Origin of the sequence: Sphingobacterium ginsenosidimutans (assembly GCF_039536865.1) — a bacterium.
GTDB classification, from domain to species: domain Bacteria; phylum Bacteroidota; class Bacteroidia; order Sphingobacteriales; family Sphingobacteriaceae; genus Sphingobacterium; species Sphingobacterium detergens.
The window spans coordinates 1,404,551-1,429,389 of the sequence record NZ_BAAAZK010000007.1; the positions used below are offsets into that span (position 1 = coordinate 1,404,551).

The window sequence follows — 24,839 nt, forward strand, 5'->3', positions numbered from 1 at the left end:
TATCCTACAATGGATAAACACATAAAACAAAAAAGCTTCCCTCGAACTGACAGAGGGAAACTTTTATCCGATTGTTATAGATTGTTTCTCAGATATCCTTGAAAGTTATCTTGAAACTGCAGGCCATTGCCTAACCTATATTTACTTAATTTGTTATTTAGCGCTAGCCCCCAAAGTACAAATTCGGTCAGGAAGTAGCGATCCTCTGCCTTGGTCTCTGGCTGATATTGTTGTATCAGCGTTTGGATAGGTGTCATTTGATCTAATAAGCTCTCATAATCCGCATCAGTAAGTTCATCGGAAAGCTCAATACCTTCCGATTCCGAAAACCAACGAACGATATCATCATAGGGATAACGCTCGTTTTCCTTTTCAAGCTTCTCAATTTTGGGAAACAAGATCGGAAAGATACTTTTTACTGCATTTTCGATCAACTGCAACGCCACAGTAGCAGCCCCCTCCTGTTCCCCTTCGTAAACCAGCTCCACCTTACCGGTTATAGCCGGTACGATACCCATAAAATCGCTCAAGCGCACCGCAGTCGCTTTTGTTTTATTTCTAAGCATACGCAATTCGGCTGTACTTAACAGATTTTGAAATGCTGTAATGCTCATCCGTGCGCTGACACCACTTTTTTCATCAACATATTCGCTATTTCGGGCTTCAAAACTGATCTGCTCAATTAATTCACGAGCCAGCTCGGGAACGTATATTCGCTCCTTCTGCGCAGCTTCCAAATTGGTCTCTTGGGCAGTAATTGTCTTTGCCACCTCAACAGATGCGGGGTAGTGTGTTAGTATCTGGGATCCTATCCGATCCTTCAACGGTGTCACAATACTTCCCCTATTGGTATAATCCTCTGGGTTTGCAGTGAACACAAACTGTACATCTAATGGTAGACGTAACTTAAATCCACGAATCTGAATATCCCCCTCCTGCAAGATATTAAAAAGGGCCACCTGAATCCTGGCTTGAAGATCGGGCAGCTCATTAATCACAAATATGGAACGGTTTGCCCGTGGAATCATGCCAAAATGAATCACACGATCGTCCGCATAACTCAACCGCAGATTAGCGGCTTTGATAGGATCTACATCACCGATTAAATCTGCTACGGTCACATCAGGAGTGGCAAGTTTCTCAGCAAAACGGTCGCTTCGATGAAGCCAACTTATCGGGGTGTCATCCCCGTTTTCCTTCAATAATTCCTGCCCGTAGCGCGATATAGGATTAAACGGGTCATCATTGATCTCCGAACCTTGTAGCACAGGTATATATTCATCCAGCAGATTAACCATAAGCCTAGCCAGGCGTGTCTTTGCCTGACCACGAAGACCTAGAAAATTAATATTATGCTTTGAGAGAATGGCTCTTTCAAGTTCGGGAATAACTGTGTCCTCGTAACCATGTACACCAGTAAAAACGTTTTCGCCTTTGCTTATTTTTGTAATCAGATTCTGGCGCAATTCTTCTTTTATCGTCTTAGGTTTGTAACCTGATGTTTTCAATGCGCCAAATGTTGTAATCTTCGTATAATCCATATATTCCTAATGATGAAGCGCAAACGTTGCGCAAGATGATGTCCTATTATCGATAAACGATGTGTTTATCGTATTCTTTTTTTGCGATTTTCTTCGTAATCTTCAAAAATCATTCCGCCCAAATCTCCAAGTCCTGTGTAGTATGCTTTGCCCTGGTTTGAAGCTGTAAATTCATTGACAAATTGCTGCAGATAAGGATCTGAAGTGATCATAAAGGTGGTAATGGGTATCCCCAGCTTTCGGGCTTGTGCTGCCATGCTATAGCACTTGCTGGTAATAAAAGGATCCAAACCCATTGGATTCTTATAGTAAGTGCCATCCGGCATATTTAAACAACTCGGCTTTCCGTCAGTAATCATAAAGATCTGCTTATTGGCATGCCGTTTTCGTCTGAGTATATCCATTGCCAACTGAAGGCCAGCGACAGTATTGGTATGAAAAGGTCCTACTTGCAGATAAGGCAGATCTTTGATCGCTATCGGCCAGGCGTCGTTACCGAAGACAATGATGTCAAGGGAGTCTTTGGGATAACGTGTGATGATGAGCTCCGATAAGGCCATAGCCACTTTCTTCGCGGGTGTGATCCGGTCTTCCCCGTATAGAATCATACTATGGCTGATGTCAATCATCAACACCGTACTCATTTGCGATTTAAACTGCGTATCCTCCACAACCAGATCATTTTCTGATAAGCTAAACTCTCCTATCCCGTGATTGATCTGTGCATTTTTCAAGCTCTCGGTCAATACGATTTTCTCTAGGCTGTCTCCAAACTGAAAGCTTCTAAAATCGCCCATATTTTCGTCGCTCCGCCCCTGATGATTGGTTTTATGGTTACCTGACGTTCCTTTTCGCATCTTTCCGAAAATCTGATCTAACGCATTCTGTCGCAAAGCTTTTTCCAGCTTGGAGGTAAGATCTACACCGCCATCACCGCCAAAGCCCAATTTTTCTCGGATATATCCTTTGTTCTTGAGATCCGCAATGAAATCATCGATCGTATATTCTGGAGTGGTCAATTTGAACTCTCTGTCCAATTGTCGCAGCCAATCAATAGCCTCATCAAAATCACCAGCAGTATGTGTAATCAGTTCTTTGAAAATAGTAAATAACTTATCAAAAGGCGTCTGAAACGGCTCGGTATATTGTGTGAAGAGAAAGCCCCTATTTCGTTTCGTACTGTTCATGTATTTGTTGTATTAAGGATGAAGAAGCTAATTATCTATAGACATCGGAATCGCTTCATAGAATAAATTTACGAAATAATAATTCTTATAAAGAGCCGTATATTCAAAATTTCGTCCCGATTATGCCAATCACAACAACGGGTTAATGCCTATCTTTTTCACTAATTCATTGACTTGTTCCTGATGTTTTTCCCGCACATTGTCAATTGCCAAGGTGCCCCCTAGTATTAGCATTTCCTTGTGCTGAAAGCGTTTCCCTAACCTGTCCTCAAGCATAACTTTCTCCATGCTTTGGGCAATGCCGATTTCCTCCAAAAAGTTATTGGGATGACCTGCAGTACAGATGACTATTCCATATTTGACTATTTTCATTTTAGGCAAGTCTGGCTTTTGTCCATAGGCATAGCCAACCGAATATACCCGGTCAAACCAACCTTTCATCATTGCCGGACAATCGCTCCACCAGACCGGATAGAGAAAGATAATACAGTCCGCATTTTCAATTTTTTGCTGCTCTTCAATCACATCCCTAGGAACTGGCAGCGCTGTATCCGCATTCCCTTCTCTTTGGTATTCCGTTGCGGTCATAATACCCTGAAAATTATTTGCATATAAATCAGAAACTTCAACATTCCATTTTTGGGCTGCCAATATATTCTTCAGATGGGTGAATATCTCAAAAGTATAGGATTTCTCGCTCGGATGACTGTAAACAATTAAAATATTCATAATGATACGATTAGAATTACATTTTCTTTTGCGAATCTTGTCGAAACTTCGAATCGCTTTGTTTAATCAAAACGAGATTGGCAACGGAACACTCATAACAACCTACTATTCAAAGCAAAGGTCAAGGCCTCATTCATATTGCTTACGCCCAATTTTTCAAATAATTTTCGCCGATGAAATTTCACCGTATCTATTGAAATGAAGATCTTCTCGGAAGTTTCGTGGATAGTAAGTCCGCGATGATAATAACGTAATATTTCGATTTCACGTTCTGTGAGATTAATTTTTCTACGGGCGATCCATTTACCGGTCAATAGGTCAAGCTCCCACAATAAATCAGAATGAAGTTTTTCTATGGTTACATTTCCTGAAGATACATTTGAAGATAGAGATACGATACACATGGCCTTCCATATCTTTCCCTTCTCGGTTAGAAAAAACGGTGTTAACTTGTGATTGATCAAAATATATTTCTTATTTGCATCTTGTATTTGAAAATCATAGGATATAACGTGAAGCTTCCGCTCCTCCAATGGAATATTTTCATAGAAATTAAAGCCAGCATTGTTGATCTGAATGAGCATCTGAAAATCCGTCGCGGGGACATATTTTTGATAAAATCCGTATCCCATCTCAACAACCTGTTTTGAACTTAAACCTGCCAGAAACAACGGATTATCTGAAACAAATTCAAATGCTTTCAATTGATAATCTATCACATAGATACTTTGGTAAGTAATACGTGCGAAAGCTTTAACTATTTCTATATAATCTTTGGTCTGTTCTAAATCTTTTGCTGAAAGACTATCCACCGTATTTTTGGGTGAAAATAAATCGTTAACATCCATGTTCAAACTCTATACTTCAAAAATAAATAAAACTACACTCAGGTGTAGCTTTTATTATGATAATCTGTAATATTTTTGAGCAAAATAGAAATCAATAGGCAGCCAAAAATCTATTGACTACGTGGACAACAATTATCCCTAATCGGAGAGCTTTGGCGAACAACAAACCGAAACATATCATTACAGCCTTAATTACCTTAAAAATGACAAATTGCAAAAACTGTGAAACTAATATCATCTCCAATTTTTGTCCAAATTGCGGCCAGCCTGCGGTCCTAAAAAGGATAGATGCGCACTATATCGCCCATGAGATCGAACACGTCCTTCACTTCGAACGTGGCATTTTATATACCATTCGAGAACTAGTCACCACTCCGGGAAAAAATATACGGAATTACATTTCCGAAAATCGAAGTCGCTTGGTCAAACCTATTATTTTTATTATTGTCACATCACTGATCTACTCGATTGTAAGCCATTATTTTCATATCGAAGACAAATATATTAGTTACTATAATTCCCGACACTCCACTACAGGCACTATATTTATCTGGATCCAAACTCATTATGGTTATGCTAATATTATGATAGGGATATTTATTGCATTTTGGGCTAAACTATTTTTTAGAAAATATGGTTTCAATCTCTTTGAAATTATCATCCTGTTGTGTTTTACTTTGGGAATGACTATGTTAATATATTGTGTTTTTGCAATAATAGAAGGTATTACCCATATACATCTCATGATGTATGCTAGTAAAATTGCATTCATATACTGTGCTTGGGCAATGGGACAGTTTTTCGATCCCCCTAAAATAGCTAGCTATTTAAAAGCATTAGTCGCCCATATTTTAGGATTTATAATGTTTATAATAACGGCTTTTATTATTGGTTCGACGATAGATCTTATCTTTCATTGACAATAATAGTTTTCGGATCTATTTATAAAAGGGATAAATCACCTCCGTCTTATAACTTAATTTTTATCAACTGAATTAATAAATGTTACAAAACAATTATTAAAATCCATTTATCAATCGATTGACTAAACAATATTGGATAAAAAATATAATTTTTTTTCTAGATAATAAGCTCAATGGTTTATATTCATTATTATACAATATAAACCATTATGAGAAAACTTTTAAATTTATTGATTGCCACCTTGGCTCTGGGTGTAGCGTCGTGTAATAAGACGCTCATCCCAACGGATGAAAACAGTGAAAATCTAAAACTAAAAGCATCCAGCGCGACGATTACGAATGAATGGCGCCAAAATCCGTACAAACTCAATGTCATTTACTTCGTGCCTAATGATGTCGATTCAATCCCTAACTTTAGAAAACGAATCAGTAGAATCCTTCTTGATGCACAGGAAATGTTTGCCTCGAATATGAACCGCGAGGGTTTTGGGCGCAAATCCTTCGGATTGGATCTGACAAATGACACCCTGATCAATATCCATTACATTGCCGGAAAATTTGGTAAGTCAACTTACCCCTATTCAGGTGGTAGCGGTGCTGTAAAGTCCGAAGTAGATGCCTATTTTGCACAGAACCCCACGTTCAAAAAAAGTGAGCATAACCTGATTATTATTCCTACTTATAATACCGATCCGGCCAATCCAGGGGGCCCGCCATTCTATGGTACTGGCACGACCTGTTATGCATTGGATTACATTAATCTGGATGCCAAAAACCTCGGGATAGGTGGAGATATTGGCTGGAAAGCGACAGTCTGGATAGGTGGAATGATTCATGAACTTGGCCATGGCTTAAATGCTAGCCATAACCGGATGAACAAGACATTGGCTCCGACTTTAGGTACTGCATTGATGGGGTCTGGCAATTCAACTTATGGAATCTCCACCACTTCATTGACAGCTACCACAGCAGCAACCTTTAATAACAGTCAAGTGTTTAGCACTGTGACAAGAAATGACTGGTATGGTGCGGCATCTGCGGAGATCACTTCATTATCCTCAAGCTACAGCAATGACAAAATCATTATTTCCGGAAAATTTACCACAACCAAACCTGTAAATGATATCGTCGTTTGGCATGACAGGGAACCTTTTGGTGGCAATAATGATTATGATGCAGTACAATGGGCGACAAAAATCATTGGCCAAGATAGTTTCAGATTCGAGTGCCCGCTGGCAGATTTTTATGATTTAAATGGAAATTATGAAATGCGTATCGGCTTTATGCATGTCAACGGAAGCCGCTCAACATTAGGTTATGCTTACAACTTTGTCAATAATGTTCCTGATCTCAGCAAAGTTGTCACTCATAAACTATTACCAACAACAGGCTGGTCAATCTTAGGCAGTGACAGCAACGAATCTGGTGCTCCCGCAAGCAATGTGTTAGATATGAACAGAAGTACAATCTGGCATACACCATGGTCTTCAGCCCAAACACCACAACCTCACTTCTTCTCTGTGAATATGGGTGCTCTACGGTCGGTAAAAGGACTTGCATTTCGAAACCGCGATAATCTGAATGGAGCGATGAAAGATATTAATATTTATACCAGCACCAATGGTACAAGTTGGACCTTAATTAAATCTGCTCAGCTGAGCAAAGTTTCTGGTTCCTGGATCAATGTTAATCTTGATTCAACAATTAGCACGCGCTATCTTAAAATAGAGTCTGTGAATTCCTGGGGTGATTTCTTCTATTCACACCTTGCGGACTTTGGAGTCTTCTCTAATTAGCCTTCAATTCGCTTAAACCTATAGAGGGGTGTCCACGAAGGTCGGACACTCCTATTTTTTTTATTTCGCAACCATCTACACTATCTTTTTCAAATATTCAATTCCTGGAGCACATTTTTGATTTTTGAACTGCTCCTTTTATTTATTCTAATATATTTGGTATCGACCGCTAATATAGATCTATGTAATTTAAAAATTAAGGGCAAACAGATCATTAATACGAGAGCAAAAAAACAGGACAATATCCCTTATAATAAAACGGCTAAAATTCCATTGGAAAGTGATAAAAACAGGGATAACGGACTATAGATATAGGTATCCCGCGATGCAAATACCGACTGTCTATACTTTTTAAATATACCAACATATTTCAGATCACCTATAAATCGCAAAAAGAAAATACCGCTAATCACATACATACCATAAAGAACATAGTGATTCTCGAAAGGAACCTTTACCACCCCAATGGCAGAGAGGTTTATCAATGCAAAAAATAATAATCCAATGGCGACAAGTAAAGTCCCCTGCCAACCAGGATTAAATAACCTTCTTCCATTCAAGTCCGTAGGTATGGTAGCACTAATCCCCCACTGACCTCCGATTACCCAAAAGAGATGAAGTAATGCCAGCAAAATAAAGATATTGGCAATTACTATTGATAATATAAATTCCATTCGATAAATATTAAAATATTCTTTAGAATAGCTCCGTCTTTAAATACATACTGACCAAACATATAACAATGGTATCAGCCAGCCCCCTGTCCTATTATTGCATGAATTGATATGATGTATTGATAATGAGTGCCATTTTCCCATAGGATAATTTAAGTTCTTCCAATAGGCGGCTGTTATCTTTAGATAAGTATCCGCTTTGTAGATGTTGTATGACCAGTCCCCGTTCGTTATCTATTAATGTGTATGTTGTTCCATTTTGCTCAACATTGAGCTGAATGAGAAGATCATCGTCAGAGTTGATAGGCTTGCTAAAACTAGATAAGGTAGTTGATCCCGGAATATCAAATTTTAACGCTGTTGCACCTGACTTAACACCCCTGATCACCTTGGATTTAAAAAGCGGGGCTTTGCCCAGCATAAGTTCACCCTTGTTTCTGTATATTGAAACAAAAACATCAACGGGCTCCTTCGAATTTAAGTTCCAATTAAGATATGGACTACTAAAAGAAAGGAAGTCAATACCAATAGAATCAATTTGTCTTTTATTGACAATCTCAACAAGCTTTGAGACAGAGTCTAAAGGGTTAGCTATATCTCTATATGCTACACTAGCATAAGTATATTGTATAAGTTTATATTTCCCTAACTCATAAAGTTCTAATTGCAGGTCTTCCATGTTAGAGGTTTTGACTAATTTGTTATCCTTGGTATCAATTACTTTCCACGATAAAACGACATCCTTGGTCAAGTCGCGACCTTTGCCCCATGTCCAGTGCGCATTGTTTTTGAAGGTTGCCCCAGCATAGGCACTAAGCGAATTGTCGATATTCATAATAGATCCAGACACGGGTAAAATGATCAATGAGTCGCCAAACTCTTTACCCTGTGGATTCAGGTAAGAAAAGCCAGCCTTTAGCATATTCTGATCCTTACCACCCAAATTATTTTCGTCTTTTTTACAGCTAAAAGCAAAAACCGACAAGATAACAATGAAAATAAAACGCATATTATTGTAATTATTTTTTCTGTAAATATAAATTTTATAATTTATATTTACAGAAAAAATAATAAAAATTTAAAACACGGTATTTCTTTTAAAATATACATCATGCCTTGAAAGTATTTTTTCACACCATCATAAACCGTAGCTATAACGACAATTCAATATGCTTTGAAACTATTTAAATAGCTAATTTATGATCTCTTTTGCAAGCGCCTAGAGAAAAAGTAATGGGTAAAGATTGGATAGCATTACAAATGTGCCTTCTCAATAGGGCCTAATGTTAAATTAGCTACATCTTGAAGACATTAAACTTATGACCATCAGGGTCAGCAAAGACAAATCCATAATAGTTATTACCGAAACTGGTCGGTTTGGATACAATCGTTCCCCCAGCACTTTCAACTTCATTAGCCCATTGATCTGCTTGTTCTTTGCTTTCTGCGGAAAGTGTGAATATGATCTCATTGCTTATCTGAGAATCGCCAAAATTGACATCTTTTACATTCGATTCCAGTATATTTTTCAGAAAAAAATGAATTATAAAATCATTTTCCCCAAAAAAGAAGCTGACCAGGTCATTAGAAGTATGGGGATTATTGGGTTTAAATCCCAGTACTTCATAAAATTTCTGTGTGCGTTCCAGATTAGCAACCGCCAAATTGGCCCATATCATTTTAGGTTTCATATTATCTCATTTTTGTACAGCATAAAGTTAATGGTTTTCAACAGATTAAAGATTGTCATGGGACAAGTTTTTCCTATTCCTCTTGCTTTGTCAAACAAGCACGCCTTTATATTTTCGCAAAAAAATTAAAGGTATGTTGAGCGATGAGCGCTGGATTGATAATTGATGTGTCATTAAGTCGATCTTCATACAATTCGATTTGTATCAATTTAACATCATTCGGTATTTTATACGTTTCATCTTTTGTATAATTATAACCGCGTACATCTGCATTTTCCTTGCCAGGAATTTTCTTGATTTCAACAAAGTAGCGCAGTGTAATGGTATTACCATATTGTTCGCCTTTTTCGAAACGAATTTTTCTGACCCGACTCATCGTATGTCCACTGGAATTAATATTTCCTTGTAGACGAAATTTTAGCGTTTCAACAGTTTTGGAAAGCATAAAAATCTGGGATGCGAGCCGCTCTGTTATTTCATTACGGCTTGTAAAAGTATATGTTGTACCAGTTTCGGAATTCTCTTTTGCCACTCGTTTTGGTACGGTTTGAATAGCAGAAATCTGCAATTTCTGTGTATTGATTTTACAGCCAGCAAATGCTACAAAGGAAATTAAAACCAGGATCTGTTTCATCGCACTATTTTAATCATATTAGATATCAAAAGTAACTAAAGGCATCAAACTAAAATATCCCTGAAAATGATGGTTTTTTTAGGTCTAAAGTTGATTTTTAGACTTGGATTAAGCCAGAGCCAACCCATGACATGCAACTGCTGCTGAGATCCTTACGGTCCACCTGGATTTGAGCTTGCACCGATAAGAGTGAATACAGTATGCATAGGAACATTCAGAACAAATCCCTAAGGTATCTAACTGAACTGGAAAAGAGGAAAATCCGCGCAGGATTCAAAACTGGTGAAATAATTGTAGCCGATGTTGGAAGTTTCTTGGGATAAATACAAAACTTTTTTTGTTACAATTTTAGAGCAAACAAGATAAAAACAACAGCCGAATCATCCCACTAAAGCAAAAAAACAACGCTTAAAAATGTTCATTTCAATTATTTATTGGCAAAAACAGCTCTGGTATCGCTTTGTATGAATTAAGCACATTGTTCCCAATATTTTTGTATAATAGCTATATTTTTAAAAAATAGCTAGGTAATGTTATCCATCGAATATTATTTTAAAACATATTTTCTACAGCTCTGTACGTTTGCCTTTCCATGGGTCAACTCGGAGGAAATAGCCAAGGATATTGTACAAGATGCTTTTATTGTCCTAATGGATAGACCAGAGCTATTGGAGAAAGGAGAACGGGTTATCAAAAGTTTTCTCTACACCTCCGTAAAAAATATGGCAATGAACACCAAACGACGGGATATGGTATTTGATAAGATACGCAATTCCATCACTGTAGAAGAATCCGACAATCATAATATCCTGGACGATCTTATCAATTCCGAACTGATTGGCGCATTACACCGCGAACTTGACCAATTACCTGAAGGCTGTCAGCGAATCTGCCGTTTAATCTACTTGGATGGCATGAAATATGACGAGGTAGCACAGGAATTGGATGTGTCCGTCAACACCGTAAAAACCCAACGCATGCGTGCAATAAACCTTTTGAAAACCAAATTCCTAAATTTAATTTTAAACTTCCTTTTGTTTTAAAGATTATTCTTTTTTTTTATCCCGAGTCACCCTTTTTGATTCCTCAAGTTATTTAGTTATTGAATTATGATAGAAACCGATAAAATAGTATTGGCTGAATTGGCTTCATTACTCCTGAAAGATGGACAATTATCTACTGCACAGGAAAATGAGCTAAAACGTTTGTTGGAAAAATATCCCCAGGCAAAGGATAGTTTACGCCACCGTCTTGCGAATACGGATATCCAAGTTCCATTTGATTTACGCAGCACCGATCTAGAGCAGGAGTGGGAAATTTTAAAAACCAAATATAATGAAAGAAAAATTGCTCCAAATTATCGTAGGTGGAATGGAAAATGGAAAACTACTATCGGAGTAGCTGCTGCACTATTATTACTCTTTACTTTTGTTTGGATCTGGAAATCCTATCTAAAACCTATCAATTATCTTATCCCAGATAAGGTCTATGGACAGAAAAATGATGTCCTTCCAGGGGAAAACGGTGCTATCCTGAAGATTAAAGGAAAAGAAGACATTAACTTAATGAATAAACAAGTCGATCAAAGCCTCTCTCAAGGTATCGAATTAAAAGATGGAAAATTACTATACTCACAGCTCAAAACCGAAGAGTCTAACCCGATACACACCTTAATTGTGCCCAAGAGATCTACTATAGCGATAACGCTAAGTGATGGTACACGTGTATGGGTGAATTCGGAATCAGAACTGATTTATAAAGCAAATTTCACTGAAAATGAACGGAAGGTAACATTAAAAGGTGAAGCTTATTTTGAAGTTGCCAAGGACACAAAACGACCATTCATCATAGAGGCTAATGACCTTAGTATTCAAGCTATAGGAACAGCTTTTGATATCAATTCCTATAAGCCCAACGCCAAAGTACTATTAACAGAAGGACGCCTAAAAGTCAATGGACAAGAAAAAGAGATTTTTATAGATGCTGGAAATGGAGTAAAAATGGTTAACAGTCAATTGGTAGCCTTTCCTATACCAGATATGGAAGAAGCAACGGCATGGAAAGACGGCTATTTCTATTTCGATAATAAAAATATGCAGCAGATTCTCGATGAATTAAGCAGATGGTATGGTATCAACATTGAATCCAACGTTTCATTAGACAAAAGGCGTTACAAAGGAGGTATAAAAAGAGATGTGACCCTTGCAGAGGTCTGTAATCTACTGAAAGACCTGACCGGCTATCAGTTAACAATCGACAAAGAAAAATTAATCGTTAACAAACTGACTGACAAAAATAAATAAACTATCTAACTAAGAAAAGGAGGACTTATAATATGTAAGAAGATAAATACCTAAATATTGTATGAAAAAGAATGCAGAAGTACTCCAATACTCCTGCATCTAACTGAATTAACAACTGATCATAAACTATTAATTCTCTACCAAATTATGAATAATTTATTTTATTCAAAAGGAATTCTTTGTCCTATAGACAAAGGAAAAATTTTGAACAATCTAATCAAAATGAAACTGACAGGAATATTATTAGCAACATCCATGATGGGTGCCTATGCTTCAAGCTCTGCTCAGATTACACTGCACGCCAAAAATGCAAAGATTGAAACGGTCCTCAAAAACATCACCAAGCAGACAGGAGTACGTTTCATCTTTATGGAGGGCTTACTGAATAATGAAAAAGCAAATCTTGAAATAACAGATGCAACCCTGAATAAAACACTTGATCAGCTCTTTAAAAATAGCGTATTCTATTACATGGTACATCGTGGTACTGTCGTCATAAAACGGAAACAGGAAAATGTACCTGATGATCAATCAAGTAGCGAAATGCTGTATCAGCAACGAACTATTAAAGGGAAAATACATGACACAAAAGGAAATCTATTAAATGCAGTCAGCATTTTGCTCAAAGGGACAAACATTGGAACCTCAACAAATGCTAGAGGTGAATTTCAACTTTCTCTACCAAATGGAAATAGAGGTACGTTGATCTTCAGCGCGGTGGGGTTTAAGCAACTTGAACTTCCCATCAACAACAAAACTGAGCTCAATATCGTCATGGACAACGACGAAATTGGGCTTGAAGAGGTGGTGGTCGTTGGATTTTCAGAGGTCGATAAAAAGCACCTCGCCTCCTCCGTATCCCAAATGGATATGGAAAAAGTAAAAAACCGTCCAATCTATAAAATGCAGGATGCCTTTTCGGGAACAATTGCTGGTGTTACAATGATGCGAGGGAATAGCCTTCCTGGCAGTGTACCTGGCACCATTTCTATTCGCGGTATCAGTACACTACAAAATGCCGATCCTCTGGTCATCGTAGATGGAATGGAACAGAGTATCCACGATATCGATCCTAACCAAGTGAAAAGTATTACGGTACTTAAAGATGCGGCTTCAGCGTCTATGTATGGCTCCCGCGGTGCCAATGGCGTTATCATCATCGAAACGGAGCGCGGACAAACTGGCCAATTCAAGGTTTTTACAAATAACTGGTATGCAATAAACAAACCGATAGATCTTCCAGAATTTGTTGGCGCAGTTGATTTTATGAAATTGCGAAATGAAACACTGATCCAACAAGGGCAACCAGCGATCTATTCTGATGAAACAATTGAACAATATGCGAGTGGAAAAATAAAAGGAGTTAACTGGCTGGATGAAATAATGGAACGCACCTCTACAGCAATCAACAACAACGCTAGTATTTCTGGTGGTGGAGGTGTAGGTACTTTTAACCTGATGTTGGGTCATATTAAGGAAAATGGCCTTAACAATATTGAAGGGACGCAAAAATTCTCGGCCAGATTCAACACAAATATCAATATTGCAGATAAATTTGTTTTGATGGCCGATTTTTACGCGCATCGTTTACAAGTCAATAGGCTGATGGCAAATGATGATGGTCACGGGCTCTATCAACAAGCCTGGCGCCTAAACCCAACACAACAGATCTACTATGATGTAGACAGGCCTGAACCATTCATTCTGCATAACAACATTAATCCGATAGCTTCGATTAAACATGGTGGTACCAAAAACTATATGCATGACCGTAGTACGATCAATCTCCGACCTAAATACAATATTAACAGTAACCTAAATATCGAAGGAAATGTATCATACATGATCAATAAATCTGCCGACAAACAAAAGCGATTAACCTATAAATTCTTTGATGAAAAAGGGGCGCCAATCAGCATATGGGGTAACGATGTGAATGCCTCACAGGGAGTAAGTGAGAGCCAGCTGACTGCGCGAGCATTGGTAAATTACAATAAAGAACTACGTCAGGACAAAGACAAAATCTATCTCACCGCAGGTTCTGAGATCATGAGCTATACCTTCACCGATTTTAGAGAAATTAGCAAGGCTTCTTTTTTTGGTAAATTAAACTATTCATTTGATAACCGTTATATATTTGAATTAACAGGTCGTTCGGATGGAAGCAGTAAATTTGCACCGGGTCATCGCTGGGGATTCTTTCCATCAGGGGCCTTTGCATGGAACCTGCATAATGAACGCTTTTTCAAACCTATTCTCGAATCCGAGGCGATCAACAATATTAAAATCCGTGCCTCATACGGTTTAATTGGTAATGAAAATGTAGCCCCGTATCTGTGGCAGGAATCTGTCAATACTTGGGGATGGACAATGCGCGTTCCTAATTCTAATTTTTCATGGGAGAAACAAAAACAATGGAATCTTGGTCTCGATATGAATGCCTTCAAAAATAGACTTTCTTTAACAGCCGAGGTATACCATAAGAATTCGTATGATTTAATCTATGATCAATTTGCTGTTCCGCCCCTAACAGGCTCATACACCTTAGTCTCAGCAGTAAATATTGGTGCGGTAGAGAATAATGGCTGGGAAGTTTCGATAAACTGGTCTGACAAGAAAGATGATTTCTCCTATAAGGTCGGTGCGATGCTATTCAATAATCGCAATCGCATACTCAAGGCTGGCTATAATGAAAATGACCGCTTGATTTTCAAAGGCAATAATGATCAGATATGGTATAAAGGGATCCCAATCAATAATTATTATGGCTTTCAATCAAATGGCTACTTTCAGAATCAACAAGAAATTGATGAAACAGCAGCAAAAATGCCCAATTCTAGACCTGGTGATATCCGCTATGTCGATCAAAACCAGGATGGTCTCATTAACGACAATGACCGTGTTTATCTGGCGGATCCACTTCCCTATTACAATTACGCTATCAATATTGACCTGCATTATAAACGCTGGGATTTTTCTGCGTTAGGTCAAGGTGTAGGTAAGAGAACTGGTAGGCTAGCTGGTCAGGAAGCCTATCCAGTTTATGTAGATGGAAACAGCAATGATCTAGGGGCGCCACGTGTTGAATATGTTGCCGACCATTGGAGTCCGGAAAATCCAAATAGCCGTTTCCCACGTTTATGGACAGGCTCTACGCCGAACACACTTTTGAGTAATGTATGGCTCAGCAATGCGGCCTATTTCCGTGTTAAATCACTTCAACTTGGATACACTTTTCCATCCATTGGTAAAAGTGTCAAAAACCTACGGATTTATGTAAACGCCCAGGATGTATTCACCTTGACAAAGTGGGAAGGACTAGACCCTGAGCGGATCGGTAGCGGTAATGGAAATTACCCACGGATGGCAACATACAGTTTTGGATTAAGTGCGAGCATTTTTTAATATCATAACAATGAAAAAGAAAATTATTACCCTGATAATAGCATTGGCGACACTTAGTAGCTGCGAAAAATTTCTTGATAAACGAGATCCAACAGCAACTTCCTTTGATGAGTTTTTTAACACAGAGGAGGATTTACGTCGTGTGGTCTATAGCAGCTATTTGGATGCTTTTATGGGTCCTGGTGAACGTCGTCTCCTTTTTTATATGACCGAAGGTCGTTCGGACAATGCTTATGCCCGCATTGAGACAGACCACCATATGATCATTGCCAACGGCAATATGACCAGCAACTCTGCTTTAGCTGTTTATTACTGGAATTTACACAATCAGCATATAGGACGCATTAACACCTATTTGGCAAATGTTGATGTACCCTATGTCGAAAATGAATCTACGCGGCAAAGGTATAAAGCAATTCTTGAAGGTTTGCGCATCTGGCATTACTTCAGGATCACAGAATTTTGGGGTAATGTCCCTTTTGTGCTTACTCCTGTTAAACTGGAAGAGGCAACACCAGCTGTGACCCCTAAAGCCGAAATCCTCGACAAGCTCTTTGAAATGAGTGAAGATGTCGCCAATAGACTTCCGGAAAATGAAGGTACTACAAATGCATATATGTTCAATAAGTATTCCTTTAAAACATTGGTTATGCGCTATGCGCTCTATAATGGAAGGTACGAACTGGCGGCGAGGCTTGCTAAGGAAATAATGGATAGTGGAAAATATCAACTGCACCCTCAATACGCCAATCTATTTAATTATCAAGCAGATAAAACCAACAAGGAATTTATCATCAAGTTCGATATGGAGAGTCATAACAACTCAGCAACGGCGTCATTTCAACATCTGGCACCACAATATCGAACCGGAAATGGACAATCTTATGTCGTTCCTCTAAAAGCACTCGTGGATAGTTATTGGACTTTACAGGGGCGACCAATTGACAACTGTCCATTACACAGCAAGCAAGCCTATGAGCTTAATCCAAAATTAAACCGCGATCCACGGTATGAAGCCAGTGTATTTGGTCATGGCGATCTCTTCAATAATGAAAAAATAGACATCTATGATTCCAAAAGCGCTTTTTACTACCAAAACCTACGCAGTAGTAGATCGGGATACTGGTTTAAGAAATTTGTGGACCAAGCCGATGCGTTCCGTACTGGTGGAAATATGCATTTTTCTTTAGCCCGCTATGCCGAAGTACTTTTAACCTATGCCGAAGCTAAGATTATGTTGAATGAAATAGATGAACTGGCTAAGAGTTGTATCAACCAAATTCGCAAAAGAGCCGGACTTGATATGAGCATTGCGGATGTCAATTTGGTTGCAAAATCACAGCAGGAATGGATTGCGCTCATCCGCAACGAAAGAAGAATCGAATTTGCTGGCGAAGGATTACGCTATAGCGATATCTTGCGCTGGAAAACGGCAGAAACGGTACTTAATCAAGCAGCTCTCGGTCACATGCGTTTGAATGGTGCTGGACAGTCTGAGGTACTTAAAATTGAGGATCGAAAGTTCTTAAATCACCAATACCTATGGCCATTTCACGAAAGTAGTTTTCAGGTAGAACCTAACTTGGTGCAAAATCCGGGCTACTAATCCAATACAACAATATTCTTTTATCCGATATTGCAAAAGCGGCATGCCCTATGGAATGTCGCTTTTGCATTTTTATTTTTCTTTTGTTCAACACAACTTTTAATAGGAATAGCCTACCTAAGCGAAAAGAGAGACCTTTCCGAGCAATGCCAAGAAGTAGCTTACCTTATATGCGCAAAATAGCAACAACTTTTTCAAAACGACCATGATTGCTTACTGAAGCTGCAAATAGTTCTGTCCCCCCCTCTACAGCAACATATGGAATGCCAAAATGGTCTTTGACAATTTCATTTTTTTCGATTTCAATAACGTAGTCTAGAAGACTAAGAACGCTAACGGCTATGGAATGTACAAAATCAGGCGCAAGAATTGTTTCTGTATAGTAAATATTCCCTTCACAAACAACCCGGCCATAAGCTTTAGTGATCGACTGCCGGAATATTGTACAAATCAGTTTTTTAGGCATGTATTTCCTGACCTTGGTTTCTCTATTCCATATCTTATAAGCTGCCTCTTTCATACTCCATAAGAGCCATAGCGTAGTCTCGGGATCTGGACTACTTGCTATTAACAATTGCTCATTAGCACCAAATAATTTCGGAATAAATCCCCTACGTCGCCAATTACTGTCTTTGCGGGATTGCGCCAGATCGATGACGTCATTACCAATCATTTCATTTGAAGTTTGCTTGCTATAATATCAATAGCTGCCTTTACATTGAGCATGCGTTCCATATCGAAATTATCAATAATAATATCGAATTTTTCCTCAATATCCAATACTATATCAACCAGATTGGCAGAATTGATTTGGAGGTCGTGAATGAAATCAGTATTCTCGCTAAGGTTCCCAAAAGCGTCATCATTTGTAGTATATGGTGCTATGATAGGCCTTAATGCGTCAATTAGTTCTTCTCTGTTCATAGACTTAGTTATTAAATTTTTTAAATATTAGACAGGCATTTACATCACCAAAGCCAAAACTGGCTTTGGCTACAATATTAGGTCTCAAGTAGGTTGTTCTCAGCGGTACTTTCAGCGGATCTATAAGAGCAGCGATGTCGGGATGTAGGTCATTACAGTTGCTATTACCGAACAAGAACCCTTCGTACAGTTGCAATACTGTAGCGACACATTCAATACTACCTGCCGCGCTGAGGCAATGTCCGATCAAGCCTTTGAGCGAATTGATGTAAGGGAAGTTTTTCCCGTTACGTTCAAGCGCCTTAGTCCAATTTTCTATCTCGAGCGCGTCCTTGGCTGTTGCAGTAAGATGCCCATTGATGGCATCAATATCCATAGCAGAAATGCCAGCATTTTTAAGTGCATCAATGATGCATCGTTGCACAGCATCGCTATTAGGAGCTGTCATGCTCCCCATTCCACGCTGACCTCCCGAATTGACCTGGCCCCCAAGCAATTCTGCATATATCTTTACACCACGCGACAAGGCGCTTTCTAAATCTTCTAATAGTAAAGCACCTGCTCCACTACCGGGGACAAACCCTCCGGCCGTTGCACTCATTGGCCGGGCCCCTTGTTGTGGATGTTCATTATATTGAGAGCTACAGACCCGCAGGGCATCGAAGCCTGCCCAGATGTAAGGGCCACTATCTCCTGTACTTCCTGCTACCATCCGTTTTGCTCTTCCCGAACGAATGCGGTCATAAGCCATCAGAATGGCTTCCGTACCCGTAGCACAGGCTGATGAATTGGTTGTCACTTGATTTCCAAGCCCGAGTTTTCCCCCTAGGTATGCACTGACTCCACTGTTCATCGTCTGTGCCACTACTGTACTTCCTAGCCTCCGTGTTTGCAGATCGTCTACTTTATAAATGCTTTCACGAAATTTATCTATGCCGGAGGTACCTGAACCAAAAACAGTTCCACTATCCCAATCCGGTTCAGAAGAAACATCTATTGGTAGCTCTGCATCTGCCCATGCTTGCATACCAGCAATGACGCCGTACAATATTCCGGTGCTATTAAATCCTCTCAGTTCTAAGTCGGTAAAATACTGTCTTTTGAGATCTTCAGATATCGCTGGCGTTCCAGCTATCTGGCAAGAGAATTGTAGCCTTTCCAGTAGAGGATCATGCGTTATCCCCGAAAGTCCATTTTTTATGGCCCTTGAAAAGGCGGTTACTCCTACTCCGTTTGGGGCAACCACCCCTAGTCCAGTTATTACAACTCTATTCATAGCTCCCTCTTCATCATACCTGACAGGGTTCCTTTACAAACCTCATATCCAGCTTCGTTTTTCAATGTGACAGCGCACTTGAGCTTCCCGAACCTAAAATATATCTTATCCGAAAAAACGGTAACCTTTTCCTTAGGATACACCGGTTTTAAGAATTGTATTTCACTTGAGGTCAATGCCATCGCAATACCATTGTTTAAATCACTACCGAGCAAATAAATTCCAAAGCAGGCCAGCCCTATCTGAGCCATTACTTCGGTCAAAATAACGCCGGGAGTAATTGGATTACCGCAAAAATGCCCTTTGTAAAAATCCAGATTTTCATTGAAAGTATAGTTTCCTATAATACCTTCTTCATCTACATGCACCAATTCATCCACAAATAAAAATGGCTCCCCATAAGGCAATTGCGCAATAATATCATTCAAATCCATCGACTTGTTTTTTAAGGTTACCATTGTAATAAAACTCGCTGTGCTGAGAAACCGGGGCCAAAACTCAACATTAACCCTAGTTCTCCGGCCTGAGGCTCGCGTGCCATGATACGCTCGAGAACATAAAGAACTGTAGCACTTGACATATTGCCATACTGGGCCAGAACGGCCTTGGTATCTGTAATATCTTTGCCAAACTCGGCAAAAATCTGCTCCATTGTTGCGACAATCTTTTTACCTCCAGGATGAAAAATCATATACTTTATGTCTTCAATTTCTAAACTATTCTCCTGTAAAAATGGATGTATGACTGCATCAAAATGCGATGCGATCACATTGGGAACCTCAACATCCAATATCATCTGCATACCGCCATTTGTTAGCTTGAAACCCATAATATCTTCAGTATCATAAAAATGGTACATCTGTTGGTCAAGTATCACAGGTCCTCGATCTGCTTCATGAGATGAAAGTAAACAACAGGCGGCGCCATCTCCAAATATCGCAGCGCTAACTATATTGGACATTGAAAAGTCTGACAGCTGAAAGGTTGCTGTTGGTGCTTCGACGGCAATTACAGCAGCACGTTTTCCAGGATTGGCCTGCAAGAAATTTTTGGCGTAAATAATACCGGAAACTCCAGCAACACAACCCATTTCAGTAACTGGCAGCCTGACAATATCCTGCCGGAGCTTCATCTTATTGATAAGATATGCGTCCAATGAAGGTATCATAATCCCTGTACAGCTGACGGTGATGATATAATCCAGAGATTGGGGTGTCCATCCTACCTTTTCGAGAGCCTTACGAAGTGCTTCCTCACCTAATACTATGGCTTCCCGCATGTAAATATTATTTTTCTCCTCGAATGATGTTGCAGTAAAAACCTCATTCGGATCCATAATAGCATACCTTCTGTCGACAGCCGAGCCCTCAAAAAGTTTCTTTACTTTTTTTATAAACCGGTGCTCCTGGCCCTTAAGCCATATATCCAATAGCGGAAGTATTTCAGCAGTTGTGCTGGAGTATTTGGGCAGTTGCTTGGCAACACTTATTATTTTAACATTCATATATTGGAAATTATCCATTGGTAACGAAATGCCCATTTCCACTGGACCATATAGTTTTTTAAATGTAATTGTTTGCAGAACTCCTCAAGCTCATTTTTCTTAAAGCCACGTAATATTGAAATAAGTCCATCCTTCTTGGTCATATTGTTTAACTTAAAAACAACACAAATGGTTTGAAAAAGTCGATAGGCAATTTTGCTTCGCTGCAAATCGTTGATTACTATCCCTAGGTTTGAAATTTTGACAAGGATATTTATTAGTTCTATAATCTGATCAGTATCAAAATGATGTAATGTAAGAGTACATAGTGCAATGTCAAACTTTGCCATTTCAAAATTCTTATCGAATACATCGCCGCACAGGTATGAAATATTGGGATAATCTTTTGATAAAACTTGAGCATAGTTAACAGTGAATGGATTGGCATCTATTCCCACTATTTTAAGATCTATATTATTACTATAACCATAGTCGCTCAACATACGTAACATCTCACCATTACCGCAGCCGATATCGACAATGGTTAGTGTTTTGGTTGTATCGGCTTTTAACAACAATGTCCGGACGCCATCTAAAGTAATCTTGTTGCCCCCCAAAAAATGATTTATTTTCGATATTTCGTCCAAAGTAATGCGGAGTTCATCACCTTCAAGTGAAAAATCGTCCATAATTTCGTTTTTCTTAGTTCTAAACTTTGTATTTATTCCCATTTTATTTGCTTCATATTTCCGTGAGTTTGTTTGATTATCCATGTCAACCCTGGGGGAAAAATTGTGGCAAGCCACATTAAGACCCTAATACCAACTTCGTATCGTAGCACTGTTGCTAAAATCCTTCCGAAAAATAGGCGTCTCGCAAAGTTTTTTCGCCATTGGTTGATGTAACGTTTTTCCAGTCCTTCACGTGAGATTATTTTGCCAGCATAATAGTCCACAATAAGTTCGGAAGCTATTTTTGCACTGTGTATCGCCATCGCCATCCCATTACCGCAAAAGGGGTGGATCAGGCTCGCCGCATCGCCGACCATCAGGATATGATCTTCTATCACTGTTTTTTTTTCAAATGAAATCTGGCTAATGGTAAGTGGTTTATCAAAAAGTACCGTATTGCGTTCAAAAAAACATTTTAGATGACTATTCGTAAACAAGATATGCTTCTGATGATCGACGACATTTTTATATTTTCTAAACGTCTCTACATCTGTTAAATAACATAAATTTATCGCATTATGCTCGATTTTTGAAATGCCGCAGTATCCTCCCGGAAAATTATGCAACGCAATTAGGCCGTCCGGAAAATCACCTGAATAATGTGCTTTAACCGCCATCCATTTCGATGTCTTTTTCATGAAATCACGAGCTAAAATCTGATCGATATTGGCACGTTTTCCAAAAGCACCAAGCACAATCTTTGCTCTCAAAATCTGATCTTGAACCGAAACCTCAAATATATCGTCACTAAAAGATATTCCAGAAACGCTGGCTATCACAATCGTACATCCATTTGCTTTTGCTTTGTGGTATAAGAAATCGTCCAAACAATACCGGCTTACGCCGATACCGCCCAAGGGCAATTTGACCTGAGCCGATTTTCCATTTTGCGTCGTGAATTTAAGATGTTGAATATAGGTTGGATGCAATTCATTTATATTGGCGTTAAGCCAGCACAAATAGGGTACAATCTCATTGGAAAGATATTCTCCACACACTTTATGGTGAGGATAGTTGTGCTTTTCGACTAATGTTACTTTTAATCCTTGTTTGGACAGATGAAGTGCACTCGTGAGCCCGGCAAGACCGCCACCTATAATTATCACATCAGGATTCACTGCCATAAGTCACAATTCGCTTTACATTGGTAATCTTTAACATATCATCTTCATAAGTCATTACAGTCTCCAATTGGTCAATCCCGTTTGATTCAAACAAAATAACGCTAAAAAATAAGCACACTCAGCAATGTAACTCACAAGCCTTATGATTAATCTGGTTTATGAAAAGTTTCTTTGATAACAGCGATGACCATAAATAGTTTTGATCTTGCGGCAAATAGAAAACCAAGAGCTTCCCCTCACCCTTGTATTTTTCATCGATCAGAGCTTTAACTGGATTGGCTATGGACTTTTTAGAAATCTTTGCTCCTTTTCGACAAATAAACCGTCAAGAAAAAGATACCTTTCTCTGAATTGCTCGGGAGATGCCTTTGCTTCAATAGCTATGTTAAGTATATTCATAAATTTATCTGTTGCTGTGGTTTTTGGCCACACAGCAAGGTCTCTTCCATTGGGATTACCGGTCTTAATAAAATTGATGAAGTAGCGCTGTCCCAGTAGTGAAGTTTTATAGTCATCCTTCGTCCAGTCAAAAACATCGTTGCTGTTCAGGTTGCCCAATAGATATTCAATATCACTGGCATGGGATGCTCCTGGGAGGGCTGGTGGCAGATTCTCTTTGTCCGTATTGTCAGATTTTTTATTTATCCCACCAGCGAGCCCTGTCTCCACGTCGCTATAAGCTGCTTTCATCGATGGCCGCGCTTTGCTAAATATGTAAACATAAACAGGTTGACCACTGTTTTTTCGTTGCAAATCGAGCCACTTCCAAGTACTGTAAACAATAAAATTATCACTGGCTAGTCCAGTCGCCGATTTGAGGACTTCACTTTCTGTTTTTCCGGGATACAATTTGAGCACTTCATCAGCTCCAGTGCCAAACTGTTCGCGTACTAACCTTTCGTAGTTGTTCGGTGATGGATAAGACTTGCCTGTGAAGGCGAGATAAGGAGCCTCTGTAGACGTCCAGCCCGCAAGTAGAGGAACTTTGGACTGCTCCCCTGCTTCAAATATTTCCAACGGTGATTTGGGGAGAAAATAACCATCTATGATCAGACGTGTCATAAAGGCGCCGGGCTCACTGGCCCAGTCAAGTAGTTCTGCGGCAGGAATTTTACGCAATTGGCTGAGATTGCCTGCGTTGACTTTGGCCGCAAATGTAACACCTCGTTGTTCTTGCTCCCCAAGGGAAATAGTGCCATATCTTAAATTAAAAACACTTCCGCTCTGACCGATAGCACGCTTAAATAGCCCTTTAGAAAGCGGACTGCTCATCTGAGCGGAAACAGACATGCTTCCTGCAGATTCGCCACCTATGGTAACCTCATCAGGATTACCTCCAAAGGCAGCTATATTCTTTTTGACCCATTTTAATGCCGCATATTGATCCAGGAGACCATAGTTCCCTGATGCATTTTTTTGTGATTCTTGGGTTAGTTCCGGATGCGCAAAGAAACCAAAGATGCCCAAACGATAATTGACCGTAACGACAATAATGCCTGCTTTGGCAAAACTCTCTCCATCGTAACGATTTTCTGATCCATCACCGGCATTAAAGCCGCCACCATAAAAATAAACTAAAACAGGAAGTTTACCAGATCCCCCCGCCTTTGGTCGCCATATATTCAGGTAGAGGCAATCTTCACTTATACCCGGAGAACGAAATCTCATATCCCCATAGATCGGTTTCTGCATTGGTGAATTTCCAAAGCGATCTACCTTTCGAACCCCTGTCCAATGATCGGCAGGTTGTGGTTCTTTCCATCGCAAATTGCCAACCGGCGGTTTTGCAAAAGGGATTCCACGGAATGCCTGCACTCCGCTGGATAACGTAATTCCCTCCATTATCCCCTCCTCAACCTTTACTTGAGGCTGTTGGGCAAAAACAAATGATATAATCAGGAACGCGGTGACAGTAAAAAAAATCTTTATCATAATAATGTTCGCTTAGTTTATGCTTTAGTATT

22 protein-coding genes are annotated in these 24,839 nt (G+C 39.3%); 6 read left to right on the forward strand and 16 right to left on the reverse strand.

Features of this window, described 5'->3' with window-relative positions:
• Positions 1–74: 74 nt before the first annotated feature.
• The 4 genes from ABFX33_RS18270 to ABFX33_RS18285 all read right to left on the reverse strand — a co-directional run bounded on the left by ABFX33_RS18270 (position 75) and on the right by ABFX33_RS18285 (position 4,305).
• A complete protein-coding gene (locus tag ABFX33_RS18270; RefSeq protein WP_346087326.1) occupies positions 75–1,541 on the reverse strand; it encodes a sigma 54-interacting transcriptional regulator in 1,467 nt (488 codons plus the stop codon).
• Between the two features lie 65 nt (positions 1,542–1,606).
• Entirely contained in the window at positions 1,607–2,728 is a 1,122-nt protein-coding gene (locus ABFX33_RS18275) for a vWA domain-containing protein (protein ID WP_346087328.1), read from the reverse strand.
• Positions 2,729–2,857: 129 nt separating this feature from the next.
• Complete coding sequence (locus ABFX33_RS18280; protein ID WP_346087330.1) at positions 2,858–3,457, reverse strand: NAD(P)H-dependent oxidoreductase; 600 nt, start codon at positions 3,455–3,457, stop codon at positions 2,858–2,860.
• A gap of 92 nt (positions 3,458–3,549) precedes the next feature.
• Complete coding sequence (locus tag ABFX33_RS18285; RefSeq protein ID WP_257091470.1) at positions 3,550–4,305, reverse strand: helix-turn-helix domain-containing protein; 756 nt, start codon at positions 4,303–4,305, stop codon at positions 3,550–3,552.
• 203 nt (positions 4,306–4,508) lie between these two features.
• On the opposite strand from ABFX33_RS18285, the gene ABFX33_RS18290 reads away from it, so the two are divergent.
• A complete protein-coding gene (locus ABFX33_RS18290; RefSeq protein WP_346087331.1) occupies positions 4,509–5,225 on the forward strand; it encodes a DUF3667 domain-containing protein in 717 nt (238 codons plus the stop codon).
• A 212-nt stretch (positions 5,226–5,437) separates the two neighbouring features.
• Positions 5,438–7,024, forward strand: a complete 1,587-nt coding sequence (locus ABFX33_RS18295; protein ID WP_282253790.1) for a discoidin domain-containing protein — start codon at positions 5,438–5,440, stop codon at positions 7,022–7,024.
• 248 nt (positions 7,025–7,272) lie between these two features.
• On the opposite strand, the gene ABFX33_RS18300 is transcribed toward ABFX33_RS18295, so the two are convergent.
• The 4 genes from ABFX33_RS18300 to ABFX33_RS18315 all read right to left on the reverse strand — a co-directional run bounded on the left by ABFX33_RS18300 (position 7,273) and on the right by ABFX33_RS18315 (position 10,023).
• The gene (locus tag ABFX33_RS18300; protein ID WP_346087333.1) at positions 7,273–7,698 is read right to left on the reverse strand and encodes a DUF3995 domain-containing protein; all 426 of its coding nucleotides are present in this window, start codon (positions 7,696–7,698) and stop codon (positions 7,273–7,275) included.
• Positions 7,699–7,792: 94 nt separating this feature from the next.
• Complete coding sequence (locus ABFX33_RS18305; protein WP_346087335.1) at positions 7,793–8,707, reverse strand: hypothetical protein; 915 nt, start codon at positions 8,705–8,707, stop codon at positions 7,793–7,795.
• Between the two features lie 286 nt (positions 8,708–8,993).
• Positions 8,994–9,389, reverse strand: coding sequence for a VOC family protein (locus ABFX33_RS18310; protein ID WP_120257064.1), 396 nt, complete (start codon positions 9,387–9,389; stop codon positions 8,994–8,996).
• 106 nt (positions 9,390–9,495) lie between these two features.
• Positions 9,496–10,023, reverse strand: a complete 528-nt coding sequence (locus tag ABFX33_RS18315) for a hypothetical protein (protein ID WP_257091476.1) — start codon at positions 10,021–10,023, stop codon at positions 9,496–9,498.
• Between the two features lie 530 nt (positions 10,024–10,553).
• Between ABFX33_RS18315 and ABFX33_RS18320 the strand changes: the two genes are divergently transcribed.
• The 4 genes from ABFX33_RS18320 (at position 10,554) to ABFX33_RS18335 (ending at position 17,337) form a co-directional block, all read left to right on the forward strand.
• Complete coding sequence (locus ABFX33_RS18320; protein WP_120257063.1) at positions 10,554–11,066, forward strand: sigma-70 family RNA polymerase sigma factor; 513 nt, start codon at positions 10,554–10,556, stop codon at positions 11,064–11,066.
• A 66-nt stretch (positions 11,067–11,132) separates the two neighbouring features.
• A complete protein-coding gene (locus ABFX33_RS18325; RefSeq protein WP_346087338.1) occupies positions 11,133–12,326 on the forward strand; it encodes a FecR family protein in 1,194 nt (397 codons plus the stop codon).
• Positions 12,327–12,473: 147 nt separating this feature from the next.
• Complete coding sequence (locus ABFX33_RS18330; RefSeq protein ID WP_346087340.1) at positions 12,474–15,731, forward strand: SusC/RagA family TonB-linked outer membrane protein; 3,258 nt, start codon at positions 12,474–12,476, stop codon at positions 15,729–15,731.
• Between the two features lie 10 nt (positions 15,732–15,741).
• A complete protein-coding gene (locus ABFX33_RS18335) occupies positions 15,742–17,337 on the forward strand; it encodes a RagB/SusD family nutrient uptake outer membrane protein (protein ID WP_120257061.1) in 1,596 nt (531 codons plus the stop codon).
• Between the two features lie 166 nt (positions 17,338–17,503).
• On the opposite strand, the gene ABFX33_RS18340 is transcribed toward ABFX33_RS18335, so the two are convergent.
• The 8 genes from ABFX33_RS18340 to ABFX33_RS18375 form a co-directional block, all read right to left on the reverse strand.
• Entirely contained in the window at positions 17,504–18,010 is a 507-nt protein-coding gene (locus ABFX33_RS18340) for a 4'-phosphopantetheinyl transferase family protein (protein WP_346087343.1), read from the reverse strand.
• Positions 18,007–18,261 carry an acyl carrier protein gene (locus ABFX33_RS18345; protein WP_346087345.1) on the reverse strand — a complete coding sequence of 85 codons (255 nt, stop codon included), beginning with the start codon at positions 18,259–18,261 and terminating at the stop codon, positions 18,007–18,009. The genes ABFX33_RS18340 and ABFX33_RS18345 overlap by 4 nt, the downstream gene beginning before the upstream one ends.
• Before the next feature lie 4 nt (positions 18,262–18,265).
• On the reverse strand, positions 18,266–19,537 hold the full coding sequence (locus ABFX33_RS18350) for a beta-ketoacyl-[acyl-carrier-protein] synthase family protein (protein ID WP_346087347.1): 1,272 nt from the start codon (positions 19,535–19,537) through the stop codon (positions 18,266–18,268).
• Positions 19,534–19,971: a 3-hydroxyacyl-ACP dehydratase FabZ family protein gene (locus ABFX33_RS18355; RefSeq protein ID WP_120259159.1), complete on the reverse strand. Its 438-nt coding sequence runs from the start codon at positions 19,969–19,971 to the stop codon at positions 19,534–19,536. Before ABFX33_RS18355 ends, ABFX33_RS18350 begins: the two co-directional genes overlap by 4 nt.
• A 17-nt stretch (positions 19,972–19,988) precedes the next feature.
• On the reverse strand, positions 19,989–21,041 hold the full coding sequence (locus ABFX33_RS18360; protein WP_346087349.1) for a type III polyketide synthase: 1,053 nt from the start codon (positions 21,039–21,041) through the stop codon (positions 19,989–19,991).
• Positions 21,038–21,751 carry a methyltransferase domain-containing protein gene (locus ABFX33_RS18365; protein WP_120259157.1) on the reverse strand — a complete coding sequence of 238 codons (714 nt, stop codon included), beginning with the start codon at positions 21,749–21,751 and terminating at the stop codon, positions 21,038–21,040. The genes ABFX33_RS18360 and ABFX33_RS18365 overlap by 4 nt, the downstream gene beginning before the upstream one ends.
• A complete protein-coding gene (locus ABFX33_RS18370; protein ID WP_346087352.1) occupies positions 21,742–22,875 on the reverse strand; it encodes an NAD(P)/FAD-dependent oxidoreductase in 1,134 nt (377 codons plus the stop codon). Before ABFX33_RS18370 ends, ABFX33_RS18365 begins: the two co-directional genes overlap by 10 nt.
• A gap of 279 nt (positions 22,876–23,154) precedes the next feature.
• The gene (locus ABFX33_RS18375; RefSeq protein ID WP_346087354.1) at positions 23,155–24,807 is read right to left on the reverse strand and encodes a carboxylesterase/lipase family protein; all 1,653 of its coding nucleotides are present in this window, start codon (positions 24,805–24,807) and stop codon (positions 23,155–23,157) included.
• Between the last annotated feature and the right edge of the window lie 32 nt (positions 24,808–24,839).